Genomic DNA, 25918 nt, shown 5'->3' with positions numbered 1-25918 from the left:
GCGAGACAAAAGTCCGCTCCGCCGGAATGCCACCCAGGGCGTCGATGGCCTTAACGTGGAGCGCGCTCGCGTCAGGCGGTGAGAATCACGTCGTCTTGCGTGAGGGTCTCGCGGATCGTCTCGGTGAGCCGGTCGGCCGCGATCGACGCATAGTGCTCGGTCTTCTCCACGCCGATGAAGTCCCGGCCTTCCAGCAGGGCGGCGACGCCCGTGGAGCCGGAGCCGGCGCAGAAGTCGAGCACCGTGCCGCCCGGCGGTGAGATCTTGACCAGCTCGCGCATCACCTCGACGGGCTTTTGCGTGATGTGCTGGCGCTTCGCCCCCGAGGGCTGCGACGCCGAGTACAAGCCGGGCAGATAGACCGGGTTGCGAGAGCCGTCGATCGGGCCCTTCGAGGCCCAGACGATGAATTCACAGTTCTGGGTGAACCGGCCCTTCTGCGGCCTGGCCTGCGGCTTGTGCCAGGCCAGCACGCCACGCCACAGCCAGCCGGCCGCCTGGATCGCGTCCGTCGTGACGGGAAGCTGACGCCAGTCGGTGAACAGCAGCACGGTCCCGCCGGTCTTGGTGAGGCGGTGGGCTTCGGTCATGATCTGCGTCAGCCAGAACCCGTACGACCTCTGGTCCATGTTCTCGCCGGTGAAATCAGCGAGATCCTTCTTAGCATCAGCGGAGGTGTACTTCTGCTTCGCGGAGCGGGTGGTGCGCTCTTTCGCGGTCCGGCCCCCGCTGTTGTACGGAGGATCGGTGATGACGGAGTCGACGCAGTCGTCCGGAAGGCCGGAAAGAACGCTGAGAGCGTCGCCCTGGTGCAGGGAAAAAGGCAAAGAGGAACCCCTATTCGGGTGCGGAAGCGCGGAGGGAACTCACCGCCTCGCACAGGAGCCTCGCAGGCCGGAAGTGGGCATGCAGAAGCCCAGGGCCGCAGACCGAGGAAGGCGAGGGGGGAGTCCAAAAACTGTAGAGGCGAAAGCGCCGACGACCAAGAAGTGCGTTGCTGAGGTGCCGGATTCCGGTACCTCACGCCCACTTTTTGGTCAACCGCCGATCCGCGCCTACTGTTTTTGAACCGCCCGGCGCACACCGCCGCTGGCCACTCCCCGCCACATCTCACAGAGGTACCCCCTGCCCCGGCACACCTAGCTCACGGCCCGGCCACGCGGAGCGAGCGGCAACTCGCCCACACCGGCCCGTCCCGATCGCCCACTCCGGCCGCCGCGCCCTTCCACCACGCCTCGCGCACGCGGCACGCCGGACACCGCACCCCGAAGGACACGTCCATGACGTCTCGCTACCCACCCCTGCCCGAAACCGCTGACCGGCGAGCGGTCCGCTCCGGTTGAAGGCGCTCGCCGCCGGCATCGGCGTCGTCTTCCTCTCCCCGATCCTGATCGCCGGCACCGGCATGATGCTGGCCTCCTCCGCCGACGCCGTTCAGAGCAGCGGCTCCTTCAGCAACTGCCTGACCGACATCGACACCGACAAGGTCGCCGAACAGGTCACCAAGATCCTCGACGGCGCGTCCGGCAGAGGCGTCCACATCGAGGGCCTGGACCTGCCCGCCGAACAGGTCCCCAACGCGGCGACGATCGTGGCCGCCGGCCTCTCGCTCGACGTCCCCAAGAAGGGACGGATCGTCGCGCTCGCTACGGCAATGCAGGAGAGCCGACTGCGCAACCTGGGCTACGGAGACCGCGACTCCCTCGGCCTGTTCCAGCAGCGTCCCTCCCAGGGCTGGGGCAGCGCCCAGCAGATCCGCGACCCGGTCTACGCCTCCGAGCAGTTCTACAAGCACCTGCTCAAAGTGGACGGCTGGCAGCAGATGACCGTCACCCAGGCCGCCCAAGCCGTGCAGAAGTCCGGCCTGCCGGACGCATACGCACAGTGGGAGAACCTGGCCACCGCACTGCAGGCCGCCATCGCCAAGACCTTCCCGGGCGGCGGCAACGGCGCGGACCAGGGCAAGCAACCGCCGATCAGTACGCCCGGCTGTGCTCCGGGCCAGGACGGCTCCGGCTTCGGCCGCATCCCCGAGGGAAGTGTCCCGAAGGGCTACTCGATCCCCAAGAACGCCGACCCGAAGGCGCGCAAGGCCATCGAGTGGGCGATGCACCAGCTCGGCACGCTCTACCAGTGGGGCGGGTCCTGCACCAACGCGCATGGTCCTGACCCCATGGGCCGCTGCGACTGCTCCAGTCTGATGCAGCAGGCGTACGCGCATGCCGGCGTCACACTAACCCGCACCACGTACACGCAGGTCAACGAGGGCAAGGCTGTCTCGGCGAAAGACCTCAGGCCCGGTGACCTGATCTTCAGCCGCGGCACCGCCGCCCGGCCCGAGCACGTCGGCATGTACATGGGCGAGGGCCTCGCGATCGAGGCGCCGCGCACCACCAAGCCGGTCCGGATCACCCCGATCAAGGACTGGACGATTCTCGCCGCCCGCCGCGTCCTCTGACGCCGCCCCTGCCCGGCACCGCTCCGGGCGGGCCTCCGCCGCGGCCACTTCCGCGCCCCCGAGCGCACATCCCCCTCCGCTATCCCCTTTTCCGCCGGCCCTCGCCTGGCCTGCGTATGCAAGGAGCCCCGCCACACCTATGTCCGTCCCTCTCGCAGACCGCGTCATCCAGCTTGCCTACGACCCAGGAATCTCGCCCAAGGGCGGCGGGTTGCCCGGGCTGAGCGTCCTGAAGAACGTCGTCAACAGCATCAACATGTTCGGGATCATCGCCGTCGTCGGCGCCCTTGCCGTCTCGCTCGGCGTCTGGGCCTGGGGTCACCACTCCGGTGGCCACCAGGCCGAGGCCAACGGTAAGAAGGGCGCGGTCGTCGCCGCTGGCGCCGCCCTCGGTCTGGGTGCCGCGAACGGAATCGTGGCCTTCTTCTCCGGCCTGGGGGCGCAGGTCCACTGATGCGGAACCGATTCCCCTCCCTTGCGCTGTCCTCGTATGGCGCGGGCTGGTCGGCCAACCGGCGCATAGCGATCGTCGCCTGCGTCGTCGCCGTCCTGCTCGCCCTCGCCGGGATCGTCGCCCTGCTGACCGGCAGCGGGAACGGCCGCCAACCCCCGGACACCGCCACAGTTGCCCCGGCTGGCAGCCCGTCCTCCACCGAGGCCGCCGCGAAGCCTTCCTCCAGATCCGGGTCGGTGGCCAAGCCACCCCAGATCGCCGAGCCGGTCGCCTATGCCAAGGCGGCGGCTCCGATGCTGTGGTCCTACGACACCCGCGACACCAGCCGCGACCAGCAACTCGCGGGCATGCGCGCCTGGATGACCACGGAGCCCACGTACGCCGACTGGGCCTCGGTCTCCGGCCAGGTTCCCGATCCGGTGCTCTGGTCGCGGATGGCCGACCAGGACCAGCACGCCACCGCCCACGTCACCGAGGGCCACTACCCCTCGGCGTTCAAGGCGGCCCTGGCCGACGACCCGTCCGCGATCACCGAGGCGTACATCTACGTCGTCACCGTCAACGGCAAGCAGCGGATCGCCTGGAAGAAGGGCGGCGGCGGTGCCGAGGAGCGGGCCGTGACCCTCGCCGTGCAGTGCCGCCCGAACCACGACTGCACCCTGGCCGCCATCGCCCCCAGCGTCACGCAGTGACCCGCGCCGGAGAAACAAGAAAGGAGGGGTAACTCCTCGTGGGTTTCTGTGATTTCCCCCTGGCAGACAAGCTGTGCTCCGTCGGCGATGCTGTCGACTTCGCCTCGGACCCCGGCAAGGCCATCGGCGACTGGATGGCGAAATCCGCGGGCGAACTCGCCGCCGCGGCAGCCGACCTGGCCGCCGAGGCAGTCGACACCACCACGAAGGTGGACCTCAACGCGACGTGGTTCGTCGACAACTACGAGATGCTGCTGCCGCTCGGCCTGGTGCTGCTGGTCGCCACGTTCTGCGCGCAACTGGTGCGGGCAGCCATCCGACGCGACGGACAAGCCCTGACACAAGCGTTCACCGGCACCATGAGTGGCGTCCTGTTCGCCTTTGGCGCCATCGCATTCACGACGATCGCCGTCGAGGTGGTCGACGCGGTCAGCGACGGCCTGTTCAAGGCCGCGCACCTGAACATCGAGTCGGCCGTGCGCCGGATCGTGAAGGTCAACCAGATCGGGGCCCTGTCCGGCCTGGGCTGGCTCGTCCCAGTCGCCGTCGGCCTTGGCGCCGCCATCGGCGCCTTTCTCTACTGGTGCGTGATGATGGTCCGCAAGGTCGGCATCCTCGTCATGGTCACGCTGGCCGTCTTCGCCTCGGCCGGCGGCGGCTGGGAGGTCGCCCGGCGCTGGCGCAAAGGCTGGATCGAAGCCACCGCCACCCTCGTCGTCTCCAAGCTCTTGATGACCGTGATCTTCGTCCTCGGCATCGCCGCCATGGGCAAAACCGAGGCCAAGGACGGCATCGCCGCTCTGGCCGACGTCATGTCCGGCATCGTGATCATGATCCTGGTGCTGCTGTGCCCGTACGCCGTCTTCAAGTTCGTGCACTGGGCGGCCGACGGCACCGACGGCGAGTCCATCCACCGGGCCGGTGGCGCTGGCGCCCAGATCGCCAAGGCACATGCCGAGAAGGCAGCCCGCAAGGCCGCCGCCGCTGCGGCCACCGCCGGAACCGGTGGCGCTGCCGTCGGAGCAGGCGCCGCACCGCAGGGGCCCGACGCCGCTGGCGGAGGCGGCTTCCCCGGCGATGTCGCCGCCCACCCGACCGGTGGAGGCCGAGAGGGCAAGGAAGGTTCGCCGGGCGGCGGCACGGGCGGCTCGCCCGGTGGCGATGCCATCAAGTCCGGTCTGGACAAGGCCGTCCAGCCCGCACCGACGAGCGTGTCCGACGCCACCAGCGGCCAGGTGGGCGGCAGCCCGGGGCGGGGCGGATCCGGCGCGAACGCCGCATCCGGCCAGGGCGGCGGATGGCAGACCACGCCGCCGACCACGACCCCGCCGCCGCAGGGCGCACCCCCGTCCCTCGGCTCACAGAACGCCACGTCCGGCGGGGCGAGCGGACCGCCGCTGCCTCCGACCGGCGTCTGATCCCCTGCCCGACTCCCGGGGGCGGGATGTGCACGCCACCTTCCGCCCCCGGGTTCCACTCGCGCCACCAGGACCCGCCCCTTGACTGATCTCTCCGTCGCCCCGGTCACGGTGAAGTTCCCGCACCGGTCCCGCCGCGGCATCCTCCTCGGCCTCTCCCTGCCCCAACTCATCCTCGTCTCCTGCACGTTGGCGCTACTGCTGATAACGGTGATCTCCACCGGACTGCTCGGCGCCGTCGCCCTGGCCCCGCTGTGGGCGGCATCCGGAGCACTCGTCGCCATCCGCCGGCACGGCCGCTCCCTCATCGACTGGGCGCCGATCGTCACCCGCTACGCGCACCGCCGCCGCGGTGGCCAGACCCTCTGGCTCGCCCGGCCCGTCACCCGTCCCCGACAGGACGGCATCCTCCACCTGCCCGGCACCGCCGCCTCCCTCAAGGTGGTCACCCCCGGCGACTCCGCCAACGGCGCCGCGGCCGTGCACGACCCGCACCAGCAGACCCTGACCGCCATCGCCCGCGTCAGCAGCCTCGCCTTCGCCCTCCTCGACCCCACGACCCAGAACCACAACGTCAGCAGCTGGGGACGTGCGCTCGCCGGCATCGCCCGCACCGGGCACATCGCCACCGTGCAGGTGTTGGAGCGCACCGTCCCCGACAGCGGTGACACCCTCACTCGCCACTGGACACAGAACGGACAGCCCCACGCCCCCGTGGCCGGACAGATCTACTCCGAACTGGTCGCCTCGGCCGGCCCCGCCGCCGCCCCGCACGAGACCTACCTCGCCATCTCCCTCGACCTCAAGGCCGCAAGGCGCCTGATCAACCAGGCCGGCGGCGGCTTGCCCGGGGCGTTCACCGTCATGGCGCAGACCACCGCGTCCATCGCCCAGGCGGCCCGCAACGCCGGACTCCAGGTCACCGGATGGCTCACCTCGCGAGAGATCGCCGCCGTCATCCGCACCGCCTACGACCCGGGGGCCCTCGCCGCACTCCAGCAGTGGTCCGAGACCGGCCGCGCCGAAGCCGAACCCGAAGCCGCCGGGCCCGTCGTCCAGTTCGAGGAATACGACCGCCTCGCCACCGACTCCGCACGGCACACGACGTACTGGGTGGAGAACTGGCCGAGGACCGAAATGGGGGCCGGGTTCCTGCACGGGATCATGTTCACGGCTGGCGTGCGCCGCAGCCTCTCCCTGATATACGTGCCGCAGGGGCTCGAATCCGCGCTGCGGGACGTCCAGCGGAAGAAGGCGGCGATCATCGCCGACGCCAACGAACGCGCCCGCCGCGGCCAGGTCGACCGTGAGGAAGACTCCGTCGAGTACGCCGACGTCAAAATGCGGGAACGGCAGCTCATCGCCGGGCACGCGGACGTCGCCCTGACCGGCCTGGTCACCGTCACCGCCGAGACCGACGCCCTCCTGGACGCCGCCTGCGCACAGATCGAGACCCACGCCGTCACCTCCGGCGTCGACCTGAGAAGGCTCAACTACCAGCAGCCGGACGCCTTCGCCCTCACCGCGCTCCCACTCGCCCGCACCGCCCTGTGAACCAGTCGGGTCAGTGCACCACCTGGCCCGCTGTACTTCGGATCACCCGCGACGGGCCACCCGTCGCCGCCCTGCCTGTCGGCAGGAAGGACCACCACCTTTGACGTCTCGCACACCTCCGGACGATGCGCACCCCTACCTCCGCGCCGCGAGTGCCGGAGTCCGCCACCACACCCGGGCCCTTGCCTCGTCGGACGCGAACCCGGCCCGGCCCGGGGACCGCCTGCACCTCGATGTGCTCCACGCTCACCTCGCCGCTCTGCTCCAGCTCCTGGACCGGCTCGCCGACAGCACCCGGCCACCGCATCCCGCCGCCGGCCGTCACCTCGCCACCGCGCACACCCGCCTGTGGCAGGCCACCAGCGAGGTCCACTCCGCCTTCCACTTGCTGCCCAGCACCACCGTGGCAGAAGCGGAGGCGAGCGTCTGCCATCCGGAGCGGCTGCCGGAGGGGCCTCCCGTGCTGACGATCTGCCAGCGCCACCTGGCCGCCGGGCACAGCATCCGCCGCAAGACCACCCCCACCGACCTCCGCCCGCACACCACGGCCTGCGTGCGATGAGCACCACCCGCAGAATCGAGGGCCCCCGATGAGCCACCGGCCCGCCCGCCGCGAACGCCGCGCCTCCGCCAGCCCGCTCTTCACCCCCCACGGCACCGACCGCGCCAGCCGCAAGGCCGCCCGTCGCCAGCTCGCCGAGGCCACCGCCAAGGCCCGCGCGGAAGCCAGCGCCCACCAGAGCGAGAGCACGTCTACCGAGCAGGAGATACCCGCCGCGCTCTACCCGCAGAGCGGACGTCCCGGGCCCGCCTCCGCACATAGCAACCGGCTGAAGTTGCCCGCCCACCGCATGACGACGGCCGCGGCCGCCGGCGCGTATCCGTTCCTGGCAGAGGGCGGACTCGGAGCCGAGGGCATCTACATCGGGCGCGATGTCCACGCGGAAGCGTCGTTCGTCTTCGATCCGTTCGCGCTGTACGGCCGCGTCGAGGGTTTCACCAACCCGAACCTCCTGCTCGCCGGGGTGATCGGACAGGGCAAGAGCGCACTCGCCAAGAGCTTCGCGCTGCGTTCGGTCGCCTTCGGATACCGCGTCTACGTGCCGTGCGACCCGAAAGGCGAATGGACGCCGGTGGCGCAAGCCCTCGGCGGCCGGTCCGTAACCCTCGGCCCCGGGCTGCGCGGACGCCTGAACCCCCTGGATGCGGCCCCGCGCCCACAGAGCGTTGCGGAGGCCGACTGGGTCGGCGAGATCCGCAAACGGCGCCTGCTCCTGCTCGGCTCCTTGGCCCGGACGGTCCTGGGCCGGGACCTGATGCCCATGGAGCACACCGCCCTGGACGTCGCCCTGGACGCCATCGTCACCCGCGCCGCTGCCACCGGCCGCACCCCGCTGCTCGGCGACGTCGCCGCCACCCTCAACAACCCCAGTGCGCTCGACGAAGCCGCCGGGATGATGTCGGGCCAACTCGGCGACGCCGCCCGCGACCTGGCCCACGCGATGCGCCGCCTCGTCCACGGCGACCTGGCCGGCATGTTCGACGCCCCCTCCACCGTCGCCTTCGACCCGAACGCGCCGATACTCACCATCGACCTGTCCCGGCTCGGCGGCTCCGGCGACGACACCGCCCTCGTCCTAGCGATGACCTGCGCCTCCGCCTGGATGGAATCCGCCCTCTCCGACCCGTCCGGCGGCCGGCGCTGGATCGTGTACGACGAGGCGTGGCGGTTGATGAGACACGTCGGTCTGCTCCAGCGCATGCAGGCCCAGTGGAAGCTCTCCCGCGGCCTCGGCATCGCCAACCTCATGGTGATCCACCGGCTGTCCGACCTGCTCACCGCCGGCGACGCCGGATCACAGGGGCGCGCCCTGGCCGAGGGCCTCCTCGCGGACTGCTCCACCCGCATCATCTACCGCCAGGAGACCGACCAACTCCACGCCGCGGCCTCGCTGCTCGGCCTGACCTCCGTCGAAATGGAAGCCATCGCCCACCTCAACCGAGGGCGTGGTTTGTGGAAAGTCGCAGGTCGGAGCTTCATCGTGCAGCACCTTCTACACAGCCACGAGCTGTCGCTGTTCGACACCGACGCTCGCATGCACTGAAAAGTCAGTGAGTTCACTCCGACTGACGGTTTCTCAATTCCGCTGCGGCTCCGTGAGGTGCAGCGATGAGCCTAGGTGGAGGCGTGAGTTCCCGGCTCAGTGGCAGCTGGGGCAGCGGATTCGGGAAGATCGAGGACGTTCTGATAGCGCAGGGCGGACTCGATACCGATGCCGAAGTCCTCGACATCCCGCTGCGTCCGCAGCGCACGCGCCGAGGAGAGGTTACGGACTACGGCCAGGCTCATCGACCGCCCCCTTCACCGAGAGCGTCCCTCTATCGAGCCTACCGACAAACCTTCACTGGGAATGACGAAACTTCAGAACTCAGACCGTCCTCGTCCCAACCCAGGAGAGCTGGGCAACTGCTTGGACACCTCGAAGAGGCCATGAACGAACTGACGGCCCTACAGACAAAGCGATCAAATGCAGAGAAAAGCTACAGAAAGTTCCGGACATGCCTGACGCTTCCACACACGGAATTCCGGACCGCCTGCACCAGTTGTGCCTCGAACTGCGAAGCGCCACCAGCACCCTCGAACTCCTCGACGTGGATGGTCAGGTCCCCTCTCCCCTGCCTATCCGCAAGCTGCTGCGGCACACGGTCACGGCCCAGACTCTGGCCACCAACACCACGCGGCTGGCCGACGACCTCGTCAGCAGCATCGGAGCCGAGCCTTCCAAGGAGCAGGCCAAAGCCCTCGCCTGCATGGTCACCGCAGTAGCGCAAACGTCGACAGCCGCCCACCTCTTCGCTCGCATCGCCGAGACCGCGGCATCTCCAGCTCACCAACCGGGCACCACGCACGCGGAGAGCCACAACGGGCGCACGCTCATCGATCACGCCACCGGACGACGCGACTTGCGACGGGCCTCCGAATCCGTCCAGGCAGCGGGACAGCACCTGGGGGACCATCACGCCTATCAGCGCTTCCTCGCCGACATGCGTCTCCCGCCCGGTCCACCTGTTATGCCCCGGTCCCCGACCACCTCACGCCCCTAGCGTCAAGGGCGCGACGGCGCGGTCCATGCCCTTGGGCAGGACGCCGACTGTGCGCTGTCAGTCGAGGTCGCCCGTTGCCACCAGGTGGTCGACGAAGGCCGCCGTGATGCCCTGCCGGTCGGCGTCCGGGACGGCCGCGTCGGGCAGCTCCGCTTCCAGACCCCATTCCGTATTGAACGTGACAGCCGCGCCCTGCGGGACCACGGCCGACCTCAGCCAGGCCACGACACCGGCCGCCAGAGCCACGGTGCAGTCCGTGACGGACACACCCTCGGGCGACAGCAGGGCCATGCCCTCCAGCTCCTCCTCGTCCACCGTGATGCCGAAGTGCATCGACGACCCCGTCACCGGCCCGTCCGTGCCCTCCTCCACACGGATGAACGCCTCAGGGTTCTGCTCCCGCAGCACGGCTTCAAGCCCCGCATAGGTCAGCCCCCAACTCTCCCCCGCGGGCGGGGTGAAGACGTACAGGGTGCGCAGGGCGGCGATCTCTTCCGGCTCCATCGTGGGGGTGCTGCCTTCTGTGCGGGGATGGTCAGGGTATGTAGCGGGCGTGGCCGCTCACACCGTAGGCGGCCATCATGACGCGCCAGTACTGGACCGCATCCTGGTTGTTGGTGACAGTCTCCACGCCGCGCATCTCGCTGTTGCGTGGGTCGTTCAGCGCGGCAGCGTACTTCTTCAGCTCGTCGCGGTCCGACCGGTACAGGAAGTCCTTCTTGTCGGAGGCGTGGTTCTCGCGCAGTTCTTCGAGCGAGCGATAGCAGCGCTGGTCCGGCTTGTTGACGTACTTGGCCTCGATCGCCATGCCGTCGCTGTCGCGGAAGCCGTCCACCATCAGGGTGCTCTTGGCGCTCAGCCCCGGCGGGATGGGAACCTCGAACTCCGGGTAGCCGGCGACACGGCGCTGGTAGGCGATCTCGGCAGGACGGCCGCCGGAGAAGTCGCCCTCGCGCAGTGAGCTGAGCCAGGTCTGGAAGTTGCCGCGCTGGCCGGGGGTGAGCGGCGGGAAGCGGGGGTCGGGCGGGAGGGCCGACGGTATCGGCTGGAGCGCGGGCCGTTCGCCGGCCGGTAGGCGACCGGGACCAGCGTGGGCACCCGGATGAGCGGAGCCACAAACGGCGGCAGGCCGGGCAGCAGCCTGTCGTTGTCCGGGCGGGGCATCTTCACCCGGGCCTTGGCGCTGTCGAGGGCGGGCGGGATCTGACCGAGGGCGGTGATCCGCGTGTCAGCGGCGATCAGGTCGTGCAGCCCGCCGTCGTAACCGTCCCCGCCGAACCTGGGCTGCTCCCACGGCATGAGCACCTCGCTGGTGGGCGAGGTCTGCTCGTACGGCAGTCGGGCCTTGGCCGTTTCGATGTGAGCGGCGTACGCCTCACAAGCGTCGGCGAGCATCTTGCAGGCGGACGGCAGGTTCGCCATGAGACTCTCGTCCTCGCTCACCGCACTGGACGGGGGCCGCTTGCCCACGAACCTGCCGAAGAACTCCTCGACCGCGTCCGCGGTCACGCCGACCTCGTCGAGCGTGGCCCTCTTCCACGCGGCCTCCGCATCCCAGTACGCGTCCTCCAGGATCTTGCCGGCGCTGCGCCAGGATCCGGCCACCGCCCGCAGCTTGGCCGGCTGGCCGAGGAAACGCTCGTTGAACAGATACTGGTCCATTCCGCTGGTCTCGCCCACGACCTCGGGCAGATCCTCGGCCTGGTGACTCGCGCGCGGGCTGCAGTCCGGTCCCGTCGGCTGCGCCCCGATCTCCGACGCCTGCGGGCTCTTCGCCAACAGCTCCGCGGCGATCCGGCTTTCCGTCTTCAAGAACTCCTCGGCGGACTTCAGCAACGCGCCCGCCCCGCTGGCCATCACCCGGTGGGCGAAGCCGGCCTGTTCGAAGACAGTCGTGACGGCTTGCCTGTACACGGTGGCGAAGGCCCGCCCGGCCGCGTCGTCGCCCGCCATGCCCCCGTTCCCGCTGAGTTCGGCGGACAGCAGGCTCAGCATGTCGAAGATCAGGTCACGCAACTCCACCAGGGACCATGACGCGTTGACGAAGTTCTCCGTCTGATGCCGAATGTCCAACGTTCCCCTCGCCCCGCCCGCCCCAACTCCCCTCGCACCGTGCACGGTTGCGAACGAGGCGCACGCGGCCAGTGGCTGACATCAGAGCCGCCGCCGTCACGGACACGACCGGCAGCGCACCCGTCCGGCGGGAACCTGCCCTGCCACAGGCCGCAGCGGGCGGGCACCAGCGTCACGATCCGCACGTGCACGCCCCTCTCTCTCCTTCATCACATCGACCAGAAACCCCTCATGTCCCATCCCGACTTGCGGCGCGCGTCGCAGTCGTTTGGTGACGCAGTACAGGAACTCACAGACCACCTCGACTTCCACCGCTTCTTCCTCACGCCCGCCCACCCCCAGAGCCCGGTGCCGCCGCCCCCCTTCAAGGAGTCCTCTGAACCGCCCCGCCCACTTCAGCGACGCCGACTGGGCCGAGTACCAGCAGTGTCAGGCCGAGCACGGCGACCTCATGGCGCAGATCGCCGACCGCGAGGCCCAGATGGCACACGGCCTGATCGCCACGTACGACGAGTACGAACTCGATTTCAGTCCGGTGCCGAAGCCGGAAGCCAACCCGGCGCGGCGGGCGCCTGCGCCGCGCCGCACGCCGACCTCCCGCAGGAGGAGCCGTGGCCGCTGACGGCGCGAGTACCCCAGACGCCCGCCGCGCGGCTCCGCTCGCGCCGCCCCCCGACCACCGCAACGTGGACACCCCGTGGTGGCAGGAGCTGTGGCGCCGCCACGCACACATCACCACGCCGCTGCGAGAGCGCGGGCTGCAGTGCGACATCGAGTTCGGCCTCAGCGCGTACATCGTGCGCGTGTCGCTCCCCGACGGCAGCTACCTGGTCATCAGTCCGCCGCAGGAGACCTCCTCCGACCGCCCGCCAGGAAACCCGCAGGGCTGGATCGTGACCCGTGAGCACCCCGACGACCAGGCGTCGTTCGAGGTCGTCTACGACTCGGCTCCCTCCGACGACCCCGGTGCACCCCAGCGGGCCGAAGTCCGCCACGGCGGCAACGCCCAGCCCCTGATCGAGGCGATCGACCATCGCCTCGCCCAGCTCGGGCTGCTGCCACATCCCGACTCACCCGCCGCAAACCCGCACGTGCTCCCGGATACGCCGCCACTCCACGCGCCAAAGGCCCCGGACGTCCCCGACACAGCAGACCGCCCGACTGTCTACGTCTACGGTGACGCGTTGCTCGCTCTGACCGACCAGCTCAACGGAGCCGAGTCGCACGCGGACGCCGCTGCCCTGCTGCACCAGATCCTGGATCCGGTCAACGGACTGCTAGAACGGCTCGGTGAGTTCTTCGAAGCAGCCGGGGAGAAGGCCAAGGAAGCCGAGGAGGACGACGGCTTCGACCTCTCCTACGATCTCGCCGACGCCGCCGCCGAGATCCGCAACCTCGGAGAAGTGCTGCACGTGGCCGAGGAGCGGATGCGGGCACTGACCCCGCTCGTGCCCGCACCGCGGCTCCCGTCCACCCCGGCCCGTCCGCCGTCCCTTCCCCCGAGAGCCCTCCCGGCGGTACAGCCGCGGCACCTGCGCTGACGCTGGACCACAGCCTCTCTCCGGGAACACATGGCCTCACCCCGCTGCCGTCACAGGAGCGCAATGCCTGTGTGTGGCCGGCCATCGAGACATGGCTCGCCGAAGGCGAGATCTTCCTGCGGCAGGCCCGAGAGCGCACCCCACCTCCGACCGGTTCTCCCCGTCTCCACGCCGGCCCGGCCCCCTACTGCGGCCCGTCCCGCGCACCGCAGCCACTGACCGCTCCATCCCTACAACGTGAAGAGAACCCCGCCCCCTTGCAACCCGGCATTCATTTCGCCTTCGGCAACCACGAGGAACACGGCTTCGTCGCCTCCTTCACCTCCTCCCTGCCCGCACATCTCGCCCGCTGGTACCTGGAGCGCGAACAGTTCGAGCCCATCCCCGGTGAACCAGGGCTGTACCGGCTCAGCGAGCCCGAGCGCGACGGCCCGCGCCGGACCCGCCAGGCCGTCCACGATCTTCGCCGTCAGGGCTACACCGTGCAGGCCGACATTCGCCTCGACCCGGCCCTCTCCGCCGGCCCACCACGCCCCGTCCGGTCCAATGGACTCCTGAAGCGCCGCAGCCGTCTCGCCCGCGCCGCCGCTGGCCGAACGACGCAGCGCGCCACCCCGCCCACCACGTCCCCGCCAGCCGCCCGGCCGATTCCGCCGAAGCCCACCTACGCGCCGACCGTCCACCTGACGGCCTCGGGCAGCGGACGGTTCCGATGACGCCCGCCAGCACCCCGGTCCCCGACGGCCCCCTGCCGGTGGCACCCGAACTCGCCAACGCGGCACGCGACTTCCGGCTGCGGATGGCGGTCATCGACCGGGAGACCGAAACCGCGCTCGACACGACACGCGACCGCTACGGACGTACCGTCCACGCAGACGCTGCGGCAGTCGCACGAGCCCAGCGCGACAAGGCGGCGGTGGAGGTGTACACCACCCACCTCGCGCCGCACGCCGATGCTCTGCTCGATGCTGCCCGCCGTGTGCTCGAAGAGCTGCCGCCTGCCCGGCATCTGGCCGGGTGGCGGGCCGTGCTGGACGGCTTGGCCGCCTCCGCCGCCGAGGTCCGCCGGGCGCTCGACCGGCCGGCCGCCCCCGGCTCCGCAGCTGAACGCGCGCAGCACGCGGCCTTGTGGCCGCACCTCGCCGCCTGGGCGGATCACAGCTTCATCGCCAGCAACCTCGCCGACCAGAGCGATGGCCGGCATCACAAGGCACCGCTGACCGACGAAGACCAGCGGATGTGGACCGAGAGGGCACAGGCCGCGCAGAGGCGAGGCGAGCTGGAACTGACCGAGTCGTGGTACGCCGCCGACGGGCAGCCGATCACCCTCGCCCACCTCATCGAGAACGACGCCTCGGCGCTGGTCGCGCTGCAAGGGGACCCGGACGCGCCGGGCTGGCAGGTGATCGGGCACTACGCCCACGAATACGAGGCAGGAAAGGTACTGCCCGTCGCGGTCCCGCCCGGCGTGCTGCGGGCGGACGTCTCCCGGTTCAACCGCCCAGCGCCGGTCCAGGAGGTGTCGCTGCAGGAACTCATCCGCGACGTCGTCGAAGGCCAGAGTGCGGGTGACGTCTCCGAAGCTCTCCTCGGCGCCGTCCAGCGCGGATACACCCCGGGCCCGATGGTCCGTCTCCAGGAACTCCTGGAAACGAGTGGCCAGTTCGCCAGCGCGCTGAAGACCGTTCAGGGGCGCCAGATCGCTGCCCGCCTCGCGGCGCTGGGCCGGCAGATCGAGTTCCTCACCCGCGAAGTCGAGGAGGCGGCCGAGGACCTCGGCGCGACCGCCGCCGTCCTGCCGCCGCACCGTACCCCCGTGCTGCGGGTCCGCCCGCGCCCCGCGGTGGACACCACACCACCCACGCTGCCGCCCCGCGCCAGCACGCCCGCCTGCCACCGCTGAGCACCGAGAAAGCACCCGTTGTCCCTGACCGCACACCTGGCCCCGGCACCGCGCATCACCTGCGGCGCGGTGCTGGGCAGCCCGTACGTGCCCACGTGCTCAGCGGCACCCTCACCGGCCGCGAGCGGAGGCAGCCTCGCCTTCGGCGGGCTGCTCAGCGCCCTGTACGGGCTGTTCTCCGCTCTGGCCTCAGCCGGTCAAGGGACGCCTCATGGACCGCCACGGCCAGAGCACGGTGCACCTTCCGGCGGGCGCGCGCCGACGTCTCGGTCCCACCGGACACATGCAGCACGGCCGGCATCGCCGCCCGCTCCGCAGCCGGCACAAGACGCCCTGATCAGGGCGCAACCCCTTCCTGTCTAACCCTTTTGAGGAGATCCATTTATGGCCGTCCGTACGCAGTGGACCGTGGAGCACGCCTGCTCTCACCAGGTGGTTCATGACCTGTCCGGCCGTCCTGCCGACAAGCGGGCCGGATTCGCCCGCTGGCTCGCGGCAAAGGACTGTACCGACTGCTGGAAGGCGGCGCGCGACGCCGACACTGAGTCCAAGGAGTGGCTCGCGACCAAGCGCGCCGCAGAGCAGGAGGCGGCCCTCGCGTGGGCGAAGCAGTTCGACATGCCGCAGTTGGAAGGCCCCGAAAAGGCCCTGGACTGGGGTGAGCGATCCCGCCACCAGCTGATGACGGCCGCGCACAGCGCGCTGGTCGTGGAGGGGAGTTGGGACGAGGCGGACTGGGCGGAGCTGGAGGAGAAGGCCCGCTCCATCACGCGCGCCGGGTGGTGGATAGATCAGCGGGACGCAGAAGGCACCGACGTGCTCGAACTCCTCGATGCAGCGACCGAGGCGGACCGGGGGACGGAGAACCCGTTCCGCTGACAGCGGGGGATCATAGCCGGGAAGCGCCGGTTAGCCAAACCGGCGTTCCTGCGGACCATTGTTCCTCCCACCCCGCCCACCTCGCGTGGAAGGAACCGCATGTCCCAGCCCCCGCCCACGTCGGCCTTCGCGCCGACACCCGACCCGCTCACCCGCGACCGGGACATCACGCACCAGCACTTCCAGGCCGGTGACACCGTCGTCGTCCTCAAGGGGGTGGCCGGCGGAGAACTGTGGGGAGATGCGATGCGCGTCGTCGCCCCGTCCTGGCACACCCCGACCGAGGAGGACGGATGGCGGCTGCGGGATGCGACCGGCGGAGAACAGTCCTACGTCACCGCCCACCCCCGCTACCTCGTGCATCTCTCGCGCCGCTGCCCGGACTGCCTGATCTACCTGCGAGCCATGGAGGACACGCTCCTTGCGCGGTTCGCCGGCCGCGACGAGCTGATCGACTGCGGCTGGTACACCACCACCGCCCTGGGCCAGCTCGTGCACATCGCCGACATCCGGAGCGGCCGGTGATCCCCCGCCTCCACGAGCAGACCCAGACTCCGCACGACCCGCTCGCCGAGGCACTGCGGCGGCCGGTCTCCCCGAACGAGGGCCTGACCGAGCACACCATCGTCGCCCACTGGCCGGGCCTGGATTACTACACCCTGGACGACGAACAGAAGATCTGGACGTCCGTCCAGTGGGCCGAGCACCTCGAAGACCCTTACCTGGAGCACCCGTTCGCCGCCAGCCCGGACGACGACCAGCGGGCGATCCTCCACCTCGACGTCCGGCTTCACCCGGACGACCGGGAGCTGACCGGCCCCGAGTGGGCCGAGGTCGCTCAGCGGCTCGCGCGGGCCGCCGGTATCGAGATTCCCGGCAAGGAGCACGGCTGCCGGTGGATCGCCGTTCAGGCCCAGCCCGGACGCCTCGACCTGATCGCCAACCTGATCCACCTCGACGGCGCATGGCACGCCCCGCCCGCCGACATCCTGCGGCGCCTCTCGGACGAGGCGCGCCGCATCGAGCAGGACCTCCACCTGATCCCCCTCAGCGCCGGGCCCACGACGCGGCCCTCCATCCGTGCGGCGCCCACGGCATCGGCCCAGCTCGCGAGCGTCCTCACGCAGCTCGCCGACGAGCAGGCCGGCCCCCTGGCAGCGGTCCGCGGACTCGTCGAGCACGCCGCGCACCGGATCGCCCGCCAGCCCGGCGCCGCTGGCGCCGGCATGGCGCACCGCCTGGAGTTGATCGCCCGCCGTCTCCACGCCATCCAGCAGGACCTGGACAGCACCGCCGCGCATCTGGTCCAGCCGCGGGTCGCCGCCGTACCGCCCGCGGCCCGGCACACCGCCCACCGATCGCCGTAGGAGAAACGTCTCCTTGCCCCGTACCGACCGCTTCCTGGACATCCGCCGTGGCCCGTAATCCAGCGAACTCCTCGCCCGCGGCGGTGACTCCGAGGCACACAGCATCCTCCAACGCGCGGGTTTCGTCGCCGTCGTCCGCCTCCACGAGACCTACCACCGCACTCCCACCGGCCTCGCCGAAGACGAGGACTCCCGTCTCGCCACCGACGCCGTCGCACGCCTACGGGCCGCCGGATACCACGTCGACTGCGCCCCGGACTTCGACACCGACGCCCGACCGACCAGTTATCTGCCACTGGGCTCCTCCGTCGCCCACCTCGCCGAGCGCCTTCGCGACGCCACCACCACCGAGGAGGCGACCGACGCGCTGACCGAGCTGACCGCCGCTCACGACGGCATCCTCGCCGCGCTGGACGAAGTCCTCACCGCCACCGCCGACTTCCACGACGGGCTCGGCCAGCCGGCCGACCCCTACACCGCCCGGCGGCTGCGCTACCTCGCCGACGAACACCTGCACGTCATCCGCACCGACCTCGCCCACACCCGCAACGCCCTCGCCGACCGGCACGCCCCACACCCCGGCCGCAGCACCTGCACCGGTCAGGTCCCCACCACCGAACGCGAACGCTCCGCCATGTACGCCTGCCCTCCCCCGCCACGCACGCTCCCGGCCCCGCCGCCCCCGGTCGCACCCGGCTTGCGCCGCTGCCCCCCGACCTCGCCCAAGGACACCATGCACGACTACGACACCTCCGAGCGCCTCGCCTCGTACGCCGACGTCCTCGCCGGCGAACTCCCCGACACCTGGACCAGCACTCACCTCCCGCCACACGCCGAGGACGACCTCGCCGAACTCACGGACCGTATCTGGGACCTGGACCTGGTCGCCGCCTTGCTCGCCGAGCACCCGCTCCAGCAGGCAGCCGTCCTGAGCCGTCCGGACGGCGCCCAGTTCGTCCTTCTGGACCGGCACGATGAACGCGACGGATTCCTCATCGCCGCCGTCGCCCCCCGCGCCCTGCCCGACGAGGCATACCGCGCCGTCCCCGAGCCCAACGGCATCGCTCTGGCGGACGACCCGTTCCTGGGCGCCGAGCAGGTCGCCGGCGACCTGCTCGCCCGCTACGACCGTGCGCTCGCCCAGGCCCGGGACAACGCCCTGGGCGGCATACAGCCCTCCCAGCCGGGCCGGGTCGTCCTGACCTGGCAGCCAGACGGCAGCGTCGCCACCACCGCCTTCGACGACCGTGCCGGTGCGATCCTCGTCGCAGGCGGCTTCATCAAAGACCCGCCAAGCGGCATCTACCGGCTCAGCGGCGACGACACCCGGGCTCAGGCGCGAGCCCTGCGCGAGATCGGTCCGCAGCTGGACGCGCTCGGCATCGACACCGCCCTCCAGCACTCCGCAGGCCGCACCGCGCCCACCTCCGCCTCAGCTTCCATGCCGCCGGCCCCGGCCGCGCCCCGGGCCTCGGCGGCCAGGCCCCGATGAGGCAGGGCGAGCCCGAGTTCGCGGTGTGGGAGTACATCACCATCACCAAGGACTCCCGCACCGGGCTGGTCATCGCCCTCGGCAGCACCCGGGAAGCGGCCGGCATACTCCAGCGAAGCGGTTTCCTCAATGCCCCGGGGCCCCGGGGCGAGTACCACCGACTCCCGCTCGGCCTCCCGGCAGAAGACGAGCGCCACAGGGCCACGGCCGCCTCGCACGCCCTGGTCGCCGCCGGATACAGCGTCCACCTCGCCCCGGCGCTGAACACCTTCGATCCGCCCGACGACGATCGCGAGGCCGCCCGGCGCTATCTCGCCCAGTTCTCCCGACGGGCCCTCGACGCTCGCAGCGGCGGCGAGGTCGCCACGGTCCTGACCGAGATCGCCGAACCCGATGGCGGCCTGCTGCCTCTCCTCCGTGAGGCCGTCGTCGGCGCCTTCATCGGCTGGTCCCGGCTGCTGGAGACCGCCGGCGCTGACCCGCAGGCGGCCGTGCGGCTCGGGGACACGGCGCACGCTCTCGCCCGCGCCGAAGACAGCATCCTCCTGTCCCGCAATCACGCCGCGCGTACGACACACCGGCCGGCACCCGCCACGACGCTGCCCAGCCCGGCGCAGCCATCCGCCCCCCTTTCCCGCCACCGGTGAACCGCGTGCGGCAGCTGCTTCGCGCCACCGGCCGCGCCGCTCGCGTGGCTGAATCGTCCCTGCCCGCTGTCCGTCCGACAGGAGTCCACACCCGCTTGCCTCCGCGTCAGCCGTCTGCCGTCCCCTATGTCCTGGCCGCCCCCGGCTACCTTGCCGGCGGGGGTGACTGGGAGCAATTGACCGAGCTGCTGCTGCGCGGGCACGGCTGGCACAACGTGTCCACGATCGACCCGCACACCGCGCTGGCCAGCCCCGACGGACGCCTGCATGTCGTCCACGACCGGCGTGCGGGCTGGACCTGGAACCTGCGCGCCACCGGCCCTGACGGGCATCAGTGGGAAGCACTCCTCGGCGCGTACCTCCCCGTCGAATACGTCAGCGCCCTGGTCGACGCCATGCGCCAACCGCCAACCGCCGCCAGCGGATGGGCCATTGCCCCGCTGCTGGAGGCGGGTTGGCGCCCGGACGGTACTGGCCCCGCCTTGACAGCGGTGTCACCGGACGGCCTGGTCCGCATCACCGGACAACCCGAACACGCCCGCACGCCAGGACCGTGGCATGCCCAGTGCACGGTCAACGGTTTTTGCTGGTCGACGGCAGCCTTCAGCCCCCACACCCCGCTCGCTGTCATCACGGCGTTCACCCGCAGTCTCGCCCGCGACGATCCGCTACCGCGGATGGCCATCGGAACACCGCTGTACGGCTGCGGGCCCCACACCCGCCTGGCCCGGACAGCGCACGGGTGGGACGACGAGCAGGCACTGCTCGAAGCCCGGATCACCGACGCCCGCACCAGGCGGATCACCGGATCGGGGAGCGCTGCGCCTGCACTGAAGTCCGCCCGGGCCACGGCGGCCACCCGTAACCGCTGACCCGCACGGCCCCCGCGCGCCACCGCCCTCTTCACTTTCCCCTGATTCCTTCGTTCAGGAGCCTTCCGTACCCCGCATTCCCCTTCGTACCGAGCCACCACCGATCGCCACCGAGCGTCGGCCTCGTCTGGCCGGCCTCCTCTTCCGCCGCTACCTGCGCGCCTGTATCCCCATCGGCCCCGATCACACCGTGCCCCTGGCCGGTGCGCGCCCGGAGGCCGTCCTCGCCGAGCTCCAGCGCGTCGGTCACCGCCACCACCACTGACCGTCCCCCTGCCCCGGAGGAGCATGTCCCACCCCGCCCCCTACCCGGTGCGGCTGGCCGACGAGATCGCCCGTCAGCTCGACCAGCTCGCCGATCACCTCGCTCAGCTCTCCCCACCCCAGGCCGCGCAGGTCATCGCCCGCGTTCTCGACCCGGATGCCGGAGTCCTCGGCGGCATCACCCACCTCGTGGCCACCGGCAGCGTGTTCGCCAAGGACCAGGCAGAGCGAGGCGCCCTCCCGGCGGAGGTGTGGCTCGCTCTGGGCCGCGCCTCGAACGAACTGCACGACATCACCCTCGACCTGGACGAGCACAGGGACACCCTGCAGCACGTCGGCACCCAGCCCACCACTACCGCGGCGAAGCCCCCGGCACCCGCACCGCTCGTCGTCCGGCGGCATCGGTGAAGAACAAGCAATGGCAAGGCTGGGGACCAGGCGAGCAGGCCGAGCAGCACTACCTCGTCCAGCCCCGTGCCCTCGCCGGCGGCGGCGACGTCCGCCACGTCTCGGAGTTCCTGCGCGCCTCGGGCTGGCGGGACAAGTCCAAGAAGGGCGGCCCTCTGCTCATGGAGAGCCCGGACCGCACCGCCCGTGTCTCCTACGACCCCTACCTCCTGCCCGGCGGGTGGACCATCCACGGCCAAGCGGACGGCCCCAACGGCGAATGGGCGGCGCACTTGGGCCGGCAGACGCCGGTGGAGATCGTCGCCGGTATGACCGACGCCCTCACCCGACCCCGCTCCGCCCACGCCCCCAACGTCTGGGCACCCCTGCAGGAGCAGAACTGGCACGCGCGTTTTGAGGGCGAGCACTACACGGTGACCAGCCCCGACGGCACCGCGTGGATGCAGTACCACCAGGGCGCCGACGGCACGGCAATGTGGTGGACCGGGGCACAGGACAAGCAGGGCAACGGCTGGACGGCCAACTTCACGCCCAACACCCCGATGCACCTGGTGCAAGCCCTCTCGGCCGGACTCGCCAGCCCCGATCCCGTGATGCGCCCGCGCGAGCGCGTCCCGCACAGCGCACAGATCCGCACCTGGTCGGTCTCCGTCAAGCCCTCCCAGCTCAGTGCGTGGCAGCAGGCCCGGATCACGGCCGCCCGCGCCGCCACCTGGGCCCGCAACAGCGCCCGAAGCACACGGCCACGCGCCACTCCCCGTCCCTACGCCCCCGCCGGCGGCGCCCGGACCCGCCGCTGACCCGAAGCCTCGTTCCAAGGAGCCCGATGCCCGCACTCACCCCGGACACCATCCGCACCGCGACCGAAATCCTGTCGGACCTCACCGACTACCTGCGTGAGGGCCCCAGCCCCGTGGAAGCCCTCGCCCTCGTCGAGCCCCTCCTCGACGAATACACGGGCCTGCCCGTCCAACTCGCCGACACCCTGCGCGCCCTTGCCCGCGCCGTGCAGGAGCACCCGGGCACGCCGCGCACCGCGCAGCTCGATCTCCTGATCACCGAGTTGCGCACGGCCGCGTGGGAGCAGACCGACCAACACGCCCTCCACTACGTGCTGGACGACCTCCGCGACCTGTATGGCAGCACCGCCGTGAACGGGCAGGGGGACGGCCGGTGCCTCTGAGCGAGCGGCAGCTCGCCGCGTTCGCCGACCAGCACGCCGGGCAGATCCCCTTCGACACCAGCCCCCGCCACCTCGCCGGCCCCGGGGATGCCCGGCACGTCACCCACGGCCTGGCCGCCGCCGGATGGAGTGCCGTCTCCGATCCGTTGAGCGCCGAGATCGTCCTGCGCAGCCCCGACCTGCGCCACCGCCTCCAGCTCGACCCGCAGTCCACCACCTCCGCGTGGTGGCGGCTGTGGACCGAGGCCACCGACACCGAGCCGGGCTGGTACGCCGAGTTCGGCGAACTCGTTCCCGCCGAGGTCCTCACCGGCTTCACCGACGCCCTCATCGCCCCGCCACCAGAACAACAGGACCCGTGGCAGCCGGTGACCTCGGCGGGCTGGCACCGCGACTCAGAGGGCACAGCGCACTCGCCGGACTCCATGTGCCACATCGAACTGCGCCCGTTGAGCGAATTCAGCCGCGGGCCGTCCTGGCACGTCGAGACCCGCGAGCCCGGCCACGGACAGTTCCCCGGCCCGCGCATCTGGCACGCCTACTTCGACGAGCGCACCCCCGTCCACCTCGTCGGATTGTTCCTCACCGCACTGGTCGACCGGAGCCCGCTCCAACGCGGCATGTACGACCGCACCGGTCACTACAGCGCCGCGCAGGAGCCCAGCCCGCTGCGCCCGCAGCAGGTGGTCGACGCGCACACCGCGCGTATCGAGTCGCTCCGCGCGAGGGCACGCTCCGCCCGCCGACAGCAGACGAAACCCGCAACGGCCCCGGCGAAGGCCCACACCGCCCAGCCAGCCGCCCGCCGCTGAACCGACAGGACTCCTCCCCCATTTCCGCCGATCACCGCGCACACCGCGACTTCCTCCGTCACCTCGACCGCTACGTGAGCGACAGCACGAAGATCCTCGACGCGTGGGACGCCTACTCCGACGAGCACACCGACCTCGACGGATGGCCCTACGACGACCACGCCTACGGCCTGCGCGCGAGCCAGCGCGACGCCGACACCGCCGAGGCGTTCGAATCGCTCCGGTACGGCGCCCGTCACCTGCTGGCCACAGCGGAGACGCAACTGGGCCGCCTGCCGGAAGGAGCCGTGCAGAGCCGCTGGGTTTACCAGTTGAGTGTCCTGCACGCCGCCCTCGAGCGGGTCGAGCAACTGCACGAGCAGTGGCTGGAAACCCGAGACGCCCTTCCCGCCACCGCCAAGCCTGGCACCACGGCCTTCGACGACGCCCTCTCCGAGTACCACGCCGAATCGTGGAGCTACCTCGACGACTGGGCCACCCATGGCAAGACACTCCGCGAGATCAACGCCGCCGCCCGCCATGCCCCCTCGCCTCTGGCACCTGCGCCGGCACCGGCTCCTGCGGCCGACCGGCGAACCCCGGCACGGAAGTGACCATGCCCCCGGCTCCCGAGATGTCGAGGTCGAGTTCATCGCACCGCGCCACCTGGCCGGTGGCGGTGACCCCACCTGGATCACCATCCCCCTCCACCGCGCCTGCGGCTGGAGCCACGGCGACGACCCCCTGATGCCGCGCGTCCTGCTCTCCAGCCCCGGCCAGAAAGCCCTCCTGCGCCTGGACAGCGGGCGCAGTCTCCCGACCTGCGACCCGAACATCGTCACCCGTAGGACCACGGACGTGCTCGCGGTGTACGTGGCCGGGGCGCTGGAAGAGCGCGTCCACTCGTTCGCCGCCCGGCACGCCATCCCGCCGGCGAGTCCGAACCCCTCCAGCCGCCGGCCAAGAACAGCCGTAGCCGCTGATCCCTCCGTCCCCGCCCGGAAGCGCCGTACCCTTGCCCCCTTCCTCCAGCAGCAACACGGACGGGTACGACCTCGTCCTGCGCCTCACCCTCGGCGTGCTCGCCCTCGTCGCCCCCCTCGCCCACCTCGCCTGGCTGTCCGGCAACATCACCGCCTACCTCACCGGAGCCAGCTGGGCCCCCTACCAGCCGACCACCGCCCTGCTCCACCCCGAGCAGGTCTGGCCCGACGCGGGAGAAACGTCCCTGCTGATCGGTGCCCGCATCGTTCCCGTTCTCCTCCTCCTTGCCCTCGGGACGGCCGCGGGCATCCTGTGGGCCCGGCACAAGAACCGCAGCGGCGGCCGGAAGAAGATCACCGGCATGGCCAAGGCCCGGGACATCGAACCACTGATGGCCAAGGCGATCACCGACAAGGCCCGCTCCCTGCGCCCGAGCCTGAAGGACGCCAAGCACATCGAGGCCCGCGACACCGGCATCCTGCTCGGCAACCTCCAGGGCACCAAGAACGAAGTGCGCATGGGCTACGAGGATGTGGCCGTCGCCATCATGGCGCCCCGCTCGGGCAAGACCACCTCGCTCGCCATCCCCTCCATACTCGCCGCGCCCGGCCCGGTCCTGCTGACCTCGAACAAGGCCGCCGGCGACGCCTTCACCGCCACCTACGACGCCCGCGCCCGCGTCGGACAGGTGTGGTCGATGGACCCGCAGCAGATCGCGCACGCCGCACGCGAGATGTGGTGGAACCCCTTGGCGGACGCCAAAACCCTGGACGGCGCCGGTCGGTTGGCTGGCCACTTCCTCGCCGCCTCAGTCGATGCGAGCCAGCAGGGTGACTTCTGGTCCAAGGCCGGATCCAACATCCTCGCCCAGCTCTTCCTCGCCGCTGCCCTCGACGAGCGGCCGATCACCGACGTCATGCAGTGGCTGGCCTTCCCCGCCGACCGCACCCCGCTCGACATCCTCCGCGAACACCAATTCGCCGCCGTCGCCGCCCAGCTCAAGGGAACGGTGGAAGGACCGCCGGAAACCCGGGACGGCATCTACGAGACCGCCCGCCAGTACGCCGCCGCGCTGCTGAACAGCGAGATCGCCGCCTGGGTCACCCCGCAGAAGGACGTCCCCGAGTTCCGGCCGTCCGCGTTCGTCACTTCCGCCGACACGCTGTACCTGCTGTCGAAGGACGGCGGTGGCGGCGCCAGTGCGCTGATCGCGGCGTGCGCGGACTCGGTCATGCGGGCCGCGACCGCTCAGGCCGAACGCGCTGGCGGACGCCTCGACCCGCCCATGCTCGCGATCCTCGACGAGGCCGCCAACGTCTGCAAGATCAGCGACTTGCCGGACCTGTACTCCCACCTCGGCTCCCGCGGGATCATCCCGATCACGATCCTCCAGTCCTACCGCCAGGGCCAGAAGGTGTGGTCGGACGCCGGCATGGACGCCATGTGGTCCGCCTCGACCGTCAAGGTCATCGGCTCCGGTATCGACGACCCCGACTTCGCCGACAAGCTGTCCCGGCTGATCGGCGACCACGATGTCGAGACCACGTCCACCTCGCACTCCGAGTCCGGCAGGTCGACCTCGGTGTCGATGCGGCAGGAGCGGATCCTGCCCGCCGACGCGATCCGCGCCCTGCCCAAGGGCACCGCGCTCTGCTTCGCCACCGGCATGCGCGCCGCCATGCTCGACCTGCGTCCCTGGTACCTGGAGCCCGGCGCCGACGAACTGTCCGCCGCCTCCGCCCGCGCGTCGAAGGCCATCACCGCCCGCGCCATCGCCAAGCACGCACCCCAGCAGGGGGACTACGGCACGGCCGCCTGACCGGGCTGCGCCAC

General features: G+C 70.9%; 30 protein-coding genes. 24 read left to right on the top strand and 6 right to left on the bottom strand.

Annotated elements, in window-relative coordinates; all coding sequences use genetic code 11:
- Positions 1-71 precede the first annotated feature (71 nt).
- A complete protein-coding gene (locus ABZT02_RS39265; RefSeq protein ID WP_356026653.1) occupies positions 72-827 on the bottom strand; it encodes a site-specific DNA-methyltransferase in 756 nt (251 codons plus the stop codon).
- Between the two features lie 512 nt (positions 828-1339).
- Here ABZT02_RS39265 and ABZT02_RS39260 point away from each other — a divergent pair.
- The 7 genes from ABZT02_RS39260 to ABZT02_RS39230 all read left to right on the top strand — a co-directional run bounded on the left by ABZT02_RS39260 (position 1340) and on the right by ABZT02_RS39230 (position 8681).
- Positions 1340-2458 (top strand): C40 family peptidase, encoded by a 1119-nt coding sequence (locus tag ABZT02_RS39260; protein WP_356026651.1) that lies wholly within the window; start codon positions 1340-1342, stop codon positions 2456-2458.
- Between the two features lie 139 nt (positions 2459-2597).
- Positions 2598-2912, top strand: coding sequence for a DUF6112 family protein (locus ABZT02_RS39255; protein ID WP_356026649.1), 315 nt, complete (start codon positions 2598-2600; stop codon positions 2910-2912).
- Positions 2912-3604, top strand: a complete 693-nt coding sequence (locus ABZT02_RS39250) for a hypothetical protein (RefSeq protein WP_356026647.1) — start codon at positions 2912-2914, stop codon at positions 3602-3604. The genes ABZT02_RS39255 and ABZT02_RS39250 overlap by 1 nt, the downstream gene beginning before the upstream one ends.
- Before the next feature lie 38 nt (positions 3605-3642).
- Positions 3643-5022: an ATP-binding protein gene (locus ABZT02_RS39245; protein ID WP_356026645.1), complete on the top strand. Its 1380-nt coding sequence runs from the start codon at positions 3643-3645 to the stop codon at positions 5020-5022.
- An 81-nt stretch (positions 5023-5103) separates the two neighbouring features.
- Entirely contained in the window at positions 5104-6576 is a 1473-nt protein-coding gene (locus ABZT02_RS39240; RefSeq protein ID WP_356026643.1) for an SCO6880 family protein, read from the top strand.
- Between the two features lie 100 nt (positions 6577-6676).
- Positions 6677-7138, top strand: a complete 462-nt coding sequence (locus ABZT02_RS39235) for a DUF6238 family protein (protein WP_356026641.1) — start codon at positions 6677-6679, stop codon at positions 7136-7138.
- A gap of 28 nt (positions 7139-7166) precedes the next feature.
- Positions 7167-8681: an ATP-binding protein gene (locus ABZT02_RS39230; protein WP_356026639.1), complete on the top strand. Its 1515-nt coding sequence runs from the start codon at positions 7167-7169 to the stop codon at positions 8679-8681.
- 71 nt (positions 8682-8752) lie between these two features.
- Here the strand turns inward: ABZT02_RS39230 and ABZT02_RS39225 are convergent, their stop codons facing one another.
- Positions 8753-8926, bottom strand: coding sequence for a hypothetical protein (locus ABZT02_RS39225; protein ID WP_356026637.1), 174 nt, complete (start codon positions 8924-8926; stop codon positions 8753-8755).
- Between the two features lie 209 nt (positions 8927-9135).
- Between ABZT02_RS39225 and ABZT02_RS39220 the strand changes: the two genes are divergently transcribed.
- Complete coding sequence (locus tag ABZT02_RS39220; protein WP_356026635.1) at positions 9136-9681, top strand: hypothetical protein; 546 nt, start codon at positions 9136-9138, stop codon at positions 9679-9681.
- 57 nt (positions 9682-9738) lie between these two features.
- Here ABZT02_RS39220 and ABZT02_RS39215 read toward each other — a convergent pair whose 3' ends face one another.
- From ABZT02_RS39215 to ABZT02_RS39205, 3 genes are read right to left on the bottom strand one after another with little or no spacing between them, the layout of a single operon-like run.
- Positions 9739-10185 (bottom strand): hypothetical protein, encoded by a 447-nt coding sequence (locus tag ABZT02_RS39215; protein WP_356026633.1) that lies wholly within the window; start codon positions 10183-10185, stop codon positions 9739-9741.
- Between the two features lie 31 nt (positions 10186-10216).
- Positions 10217-10552 (bottom strand): restriction endonuclease fold toxin-2 domain-containing protein, encoded by a 336-nt coding sequence (locus tag ABZT02_RS39210; protein ID WP_356026773.1) that lies wholly within the window; start codon positions 10550-10552, stop codon positions 10217-10219.
- Positions 10537-11754: a hypothetical protein gene (locus ABZT02_RS39205; protein WP_356026631.1), complete on the bottom strand. Its 1218-nt coding sequence runs from the start codon at positions 11752-11754 to the stop codon at positions 10537-10539. The genes ABZT02_RS39210 and ABZT02_RS39205 overlap by 16 nt, the downstream gene beginning before the upstream one ends.
- A gap of 451 nt (positions 11755-12205) precedes the next feature.
- Here ABZT02_RS39205 and ABZT02_RS39200 point away from each other — a divergent pair, with 451 nt between their 5' ends.
- From ABZT02_RS39200 to ABZT02_RS39170, 7 genes are all read left to right on the top strand, one after another.
- Positions 12206-12376: a hypothetical protein gene (locus tag ABZT02_RS39200; RefSeq protein ID WP_356026629.1), complete on the top strand. Its 171-nt coding sequence runs from the start codon at positions 12206-12208 to the stop codon at positions 12374-12376.
- Positions 12366-13295: a hypothetical protein gene (locus ABZT02_RS39195; RefSeq protein WP_356026627.1), complete on the top strand. Its 930-nt coding sequence runs from the start codon at positions 12366-12368 to the stop codon at positions 13293-13295. The genes ABZT02_RS39200 and ABZT02_RS39195 overlap by 11 nt, the downstream gene beginning before the upstream one ends.
- Before the next feature lie 257 nt (positions 13296-13552).
- Positions 13553-14011 (top strand): hypothetical protein, encoded by a 459-nt coding sequence (locus tag ABZT02_RS39190; RefSeq protein ID WP_356026625.1) that lies wholly within the window; start codon positions 13553-13555, stop codon positions 14009-14011.
- A complete protein-coding gene (locus tag ABZT02_RS39185; RefSeq protein ID WP_356026623.1) occupies positions 14008-15198 on the top strand; it encodes a hypothetical protein in 1191 nt (396 codons plus the stop codon). Before ABZT02_RS39190 ends, ABZT02_RS39185 begins: the two co-directional genes overlap by 4 nt.
- 384 nt (positions 15199-15582) lie before the next feature.
- A complete protein-coding gene (locus ABZT02_RS39180; protein WP_356026621.1) occupies positions 15583-16077 on the top strand; it encodes a hypothetical protein in 495 nt (164 codons plus the stop codon).
- A 99-nt stretch (positions 16078-16176) separates the two neighbouring features.
- Entirely contained in the window at positions 16177-16602 is a 426-nt protein-coding gene (locus ABZT02_RS39175; RefSeq protein WP_356026619.1) for a hypothetical protein, read from the top strand.
- On the top strand, positions 16599-17444 hold the full coding sequence (locus tag ABZT02_RS39170) for a relaxase/mobilization nuclease (RefSeq protein WP_356026617.1): 846 nt from the start codon (positions 16599-16601) through the stop codon (positions 17442-17444). Before ABZT02_RS39175 ends, ABZT02_RS39170 begins: the two co-directional genes overlap by 4 nt.
- 220 nt (positions 17445-17664) lie before the next feature.
- On the opposite strand, the gene ABZT02_RS39165 is transcribed toward ABZT02_RS39170, so the two are convergent.
- A complete protein-coding gene (locus tag ABZT02_RS39165; protein ID WP_356026615.1) occupies positions 17665-18012 on the bottom strand; it encodes a hypothetical protein in 348 nt (115 codons plus the stop codon).
- A 165-nt stretch (positions 18013-18177) separates the two neighbouring features.
- Here ABZT02_RS39165 and ABZT02_RS39160 point away from each other — a divergent pair, with 165 nt between their 5' ends.
- From ABZT02_RS39160 to ABZT02_RS39120, 9 genes are all read left to right on the top strand, one after another.
- Positions 18178-18936 (top strand): hypothetical protein, encoded by a 759-nt coding sequence (locus tag ABZT02_RS39160; RefSeq protein WP_356026613.1) that lies wholly within the window; start codon positions 18178-18180, stop codon positions 18934-18936.
- The gene (locus ABZT02_RS39155; protein ID WP_356026611.1) at positions 18933-19583 is read left to right on the top strand and encodes a hypothetical protein; all 651 of its coding nucleotides are present in this window, start codon (positions 18933-18935) and stop codon (positions 19581-19583) included. Before ABZT02_RS39160 ends, ABZT02_RS39155 begins: the two co-directional genes overlap by 4 nt.
- Positions 19584-19678: 95 nt before the next feature.
- A complete protein-coding gene (locus ABZT02_RS39150) occupies positions 19679-20455 on the top strand; it encodes a DUF317 domain-containing protein (protein WP_356026609.1) in 777 nt (258 codons plus the stop codon).
- Between the two features lie 288 nt (positions 20456-20743).
- Positions 20744-21127 (top strand): hypothetical protein, encoded by a 384-nt coding sequence (locus tag ABZT02_RS39145; protein ID WP_356026607.1) that lies wholly within the window; start codon positions 20744-20746, stop codon positions 21125-21127.
- Positions 21124-21927 carry a DUF317 domain-containing protein gene (locus ABZT02_RS39140; protein ID WP_356026605.1) on the top strand — a complete coding sequence of 268 codons (804 nt, stop codon included), beginning with the start codon at positions 21124-21126 and terminating at the stop codon, positions 21925-21927. Before ABZT02_RS39145 ends, ABZT02_RS39140 begins: the two co-directional genes overlap by 4 nt.
- Positions 21928-21953: 26 nt before the next feature.
- Positions 21954-22310, top strand: coding sequence for a hypothetical protein (locus ABZT02_RS39135; protein ID WP_356026603.1), 357 nt, complete (start codon positions 21954-21956; stop codon positions 22308-22310).
- Positions 22301-23122, top strand: coding sequence for a DUF317 domain-containing protein (locus tag ABZT02_RS39130; RefSeq protein WP_356026601.1), 822 nt, complete (start codon positions 22301-22303; stop codon positions 23120-23122). Before ABZT02_RS39135 ends, ABZT02_RS39130 begins: the two co-directional genes overlap by 10 nt.
- 74 nt (positions 23123-23196) lie before the next feature.
- Positions 23197-23715, top strand: a complete 519-nt coding sequence (locus ABZT02_RS39125) for a hypothetical protein (protein WP_356026599.1) — start codon at positions 23197-23199, stop codon at positions 23713-23715.
- 401 nt (positions 23716-24116) lie between these two features.
- The gene (locus tag ABZT02_RS39120) at positions 24117-25904 is read left to right on the top strand and encodes a TraM recognition domain-containing protein (protein WP_356026597.1); all 1788 of its coding nucleotides are present in this window, start codon (positions 24117-24119) and stop codon (positions 25902-25904) included.
- Positions 25905-25918 lie beyond the last annotated feature (14 nt).

It is taken from the genome of Streptomyces sp. NPDC005402 (assembly GCF_040606575.1).
In the GTDB taxonomy this organism is placed as follows: Bacteria; Actinomycetota; Actinomycetes; order Streptomycetales; family Streptomycetaceae; genus Streptomyces.
The sequence above is the reverse complement of the archived record's forward strand: the minus strand, read 5'-3'. Positions and strand labels throughout refer to the sequence as shown.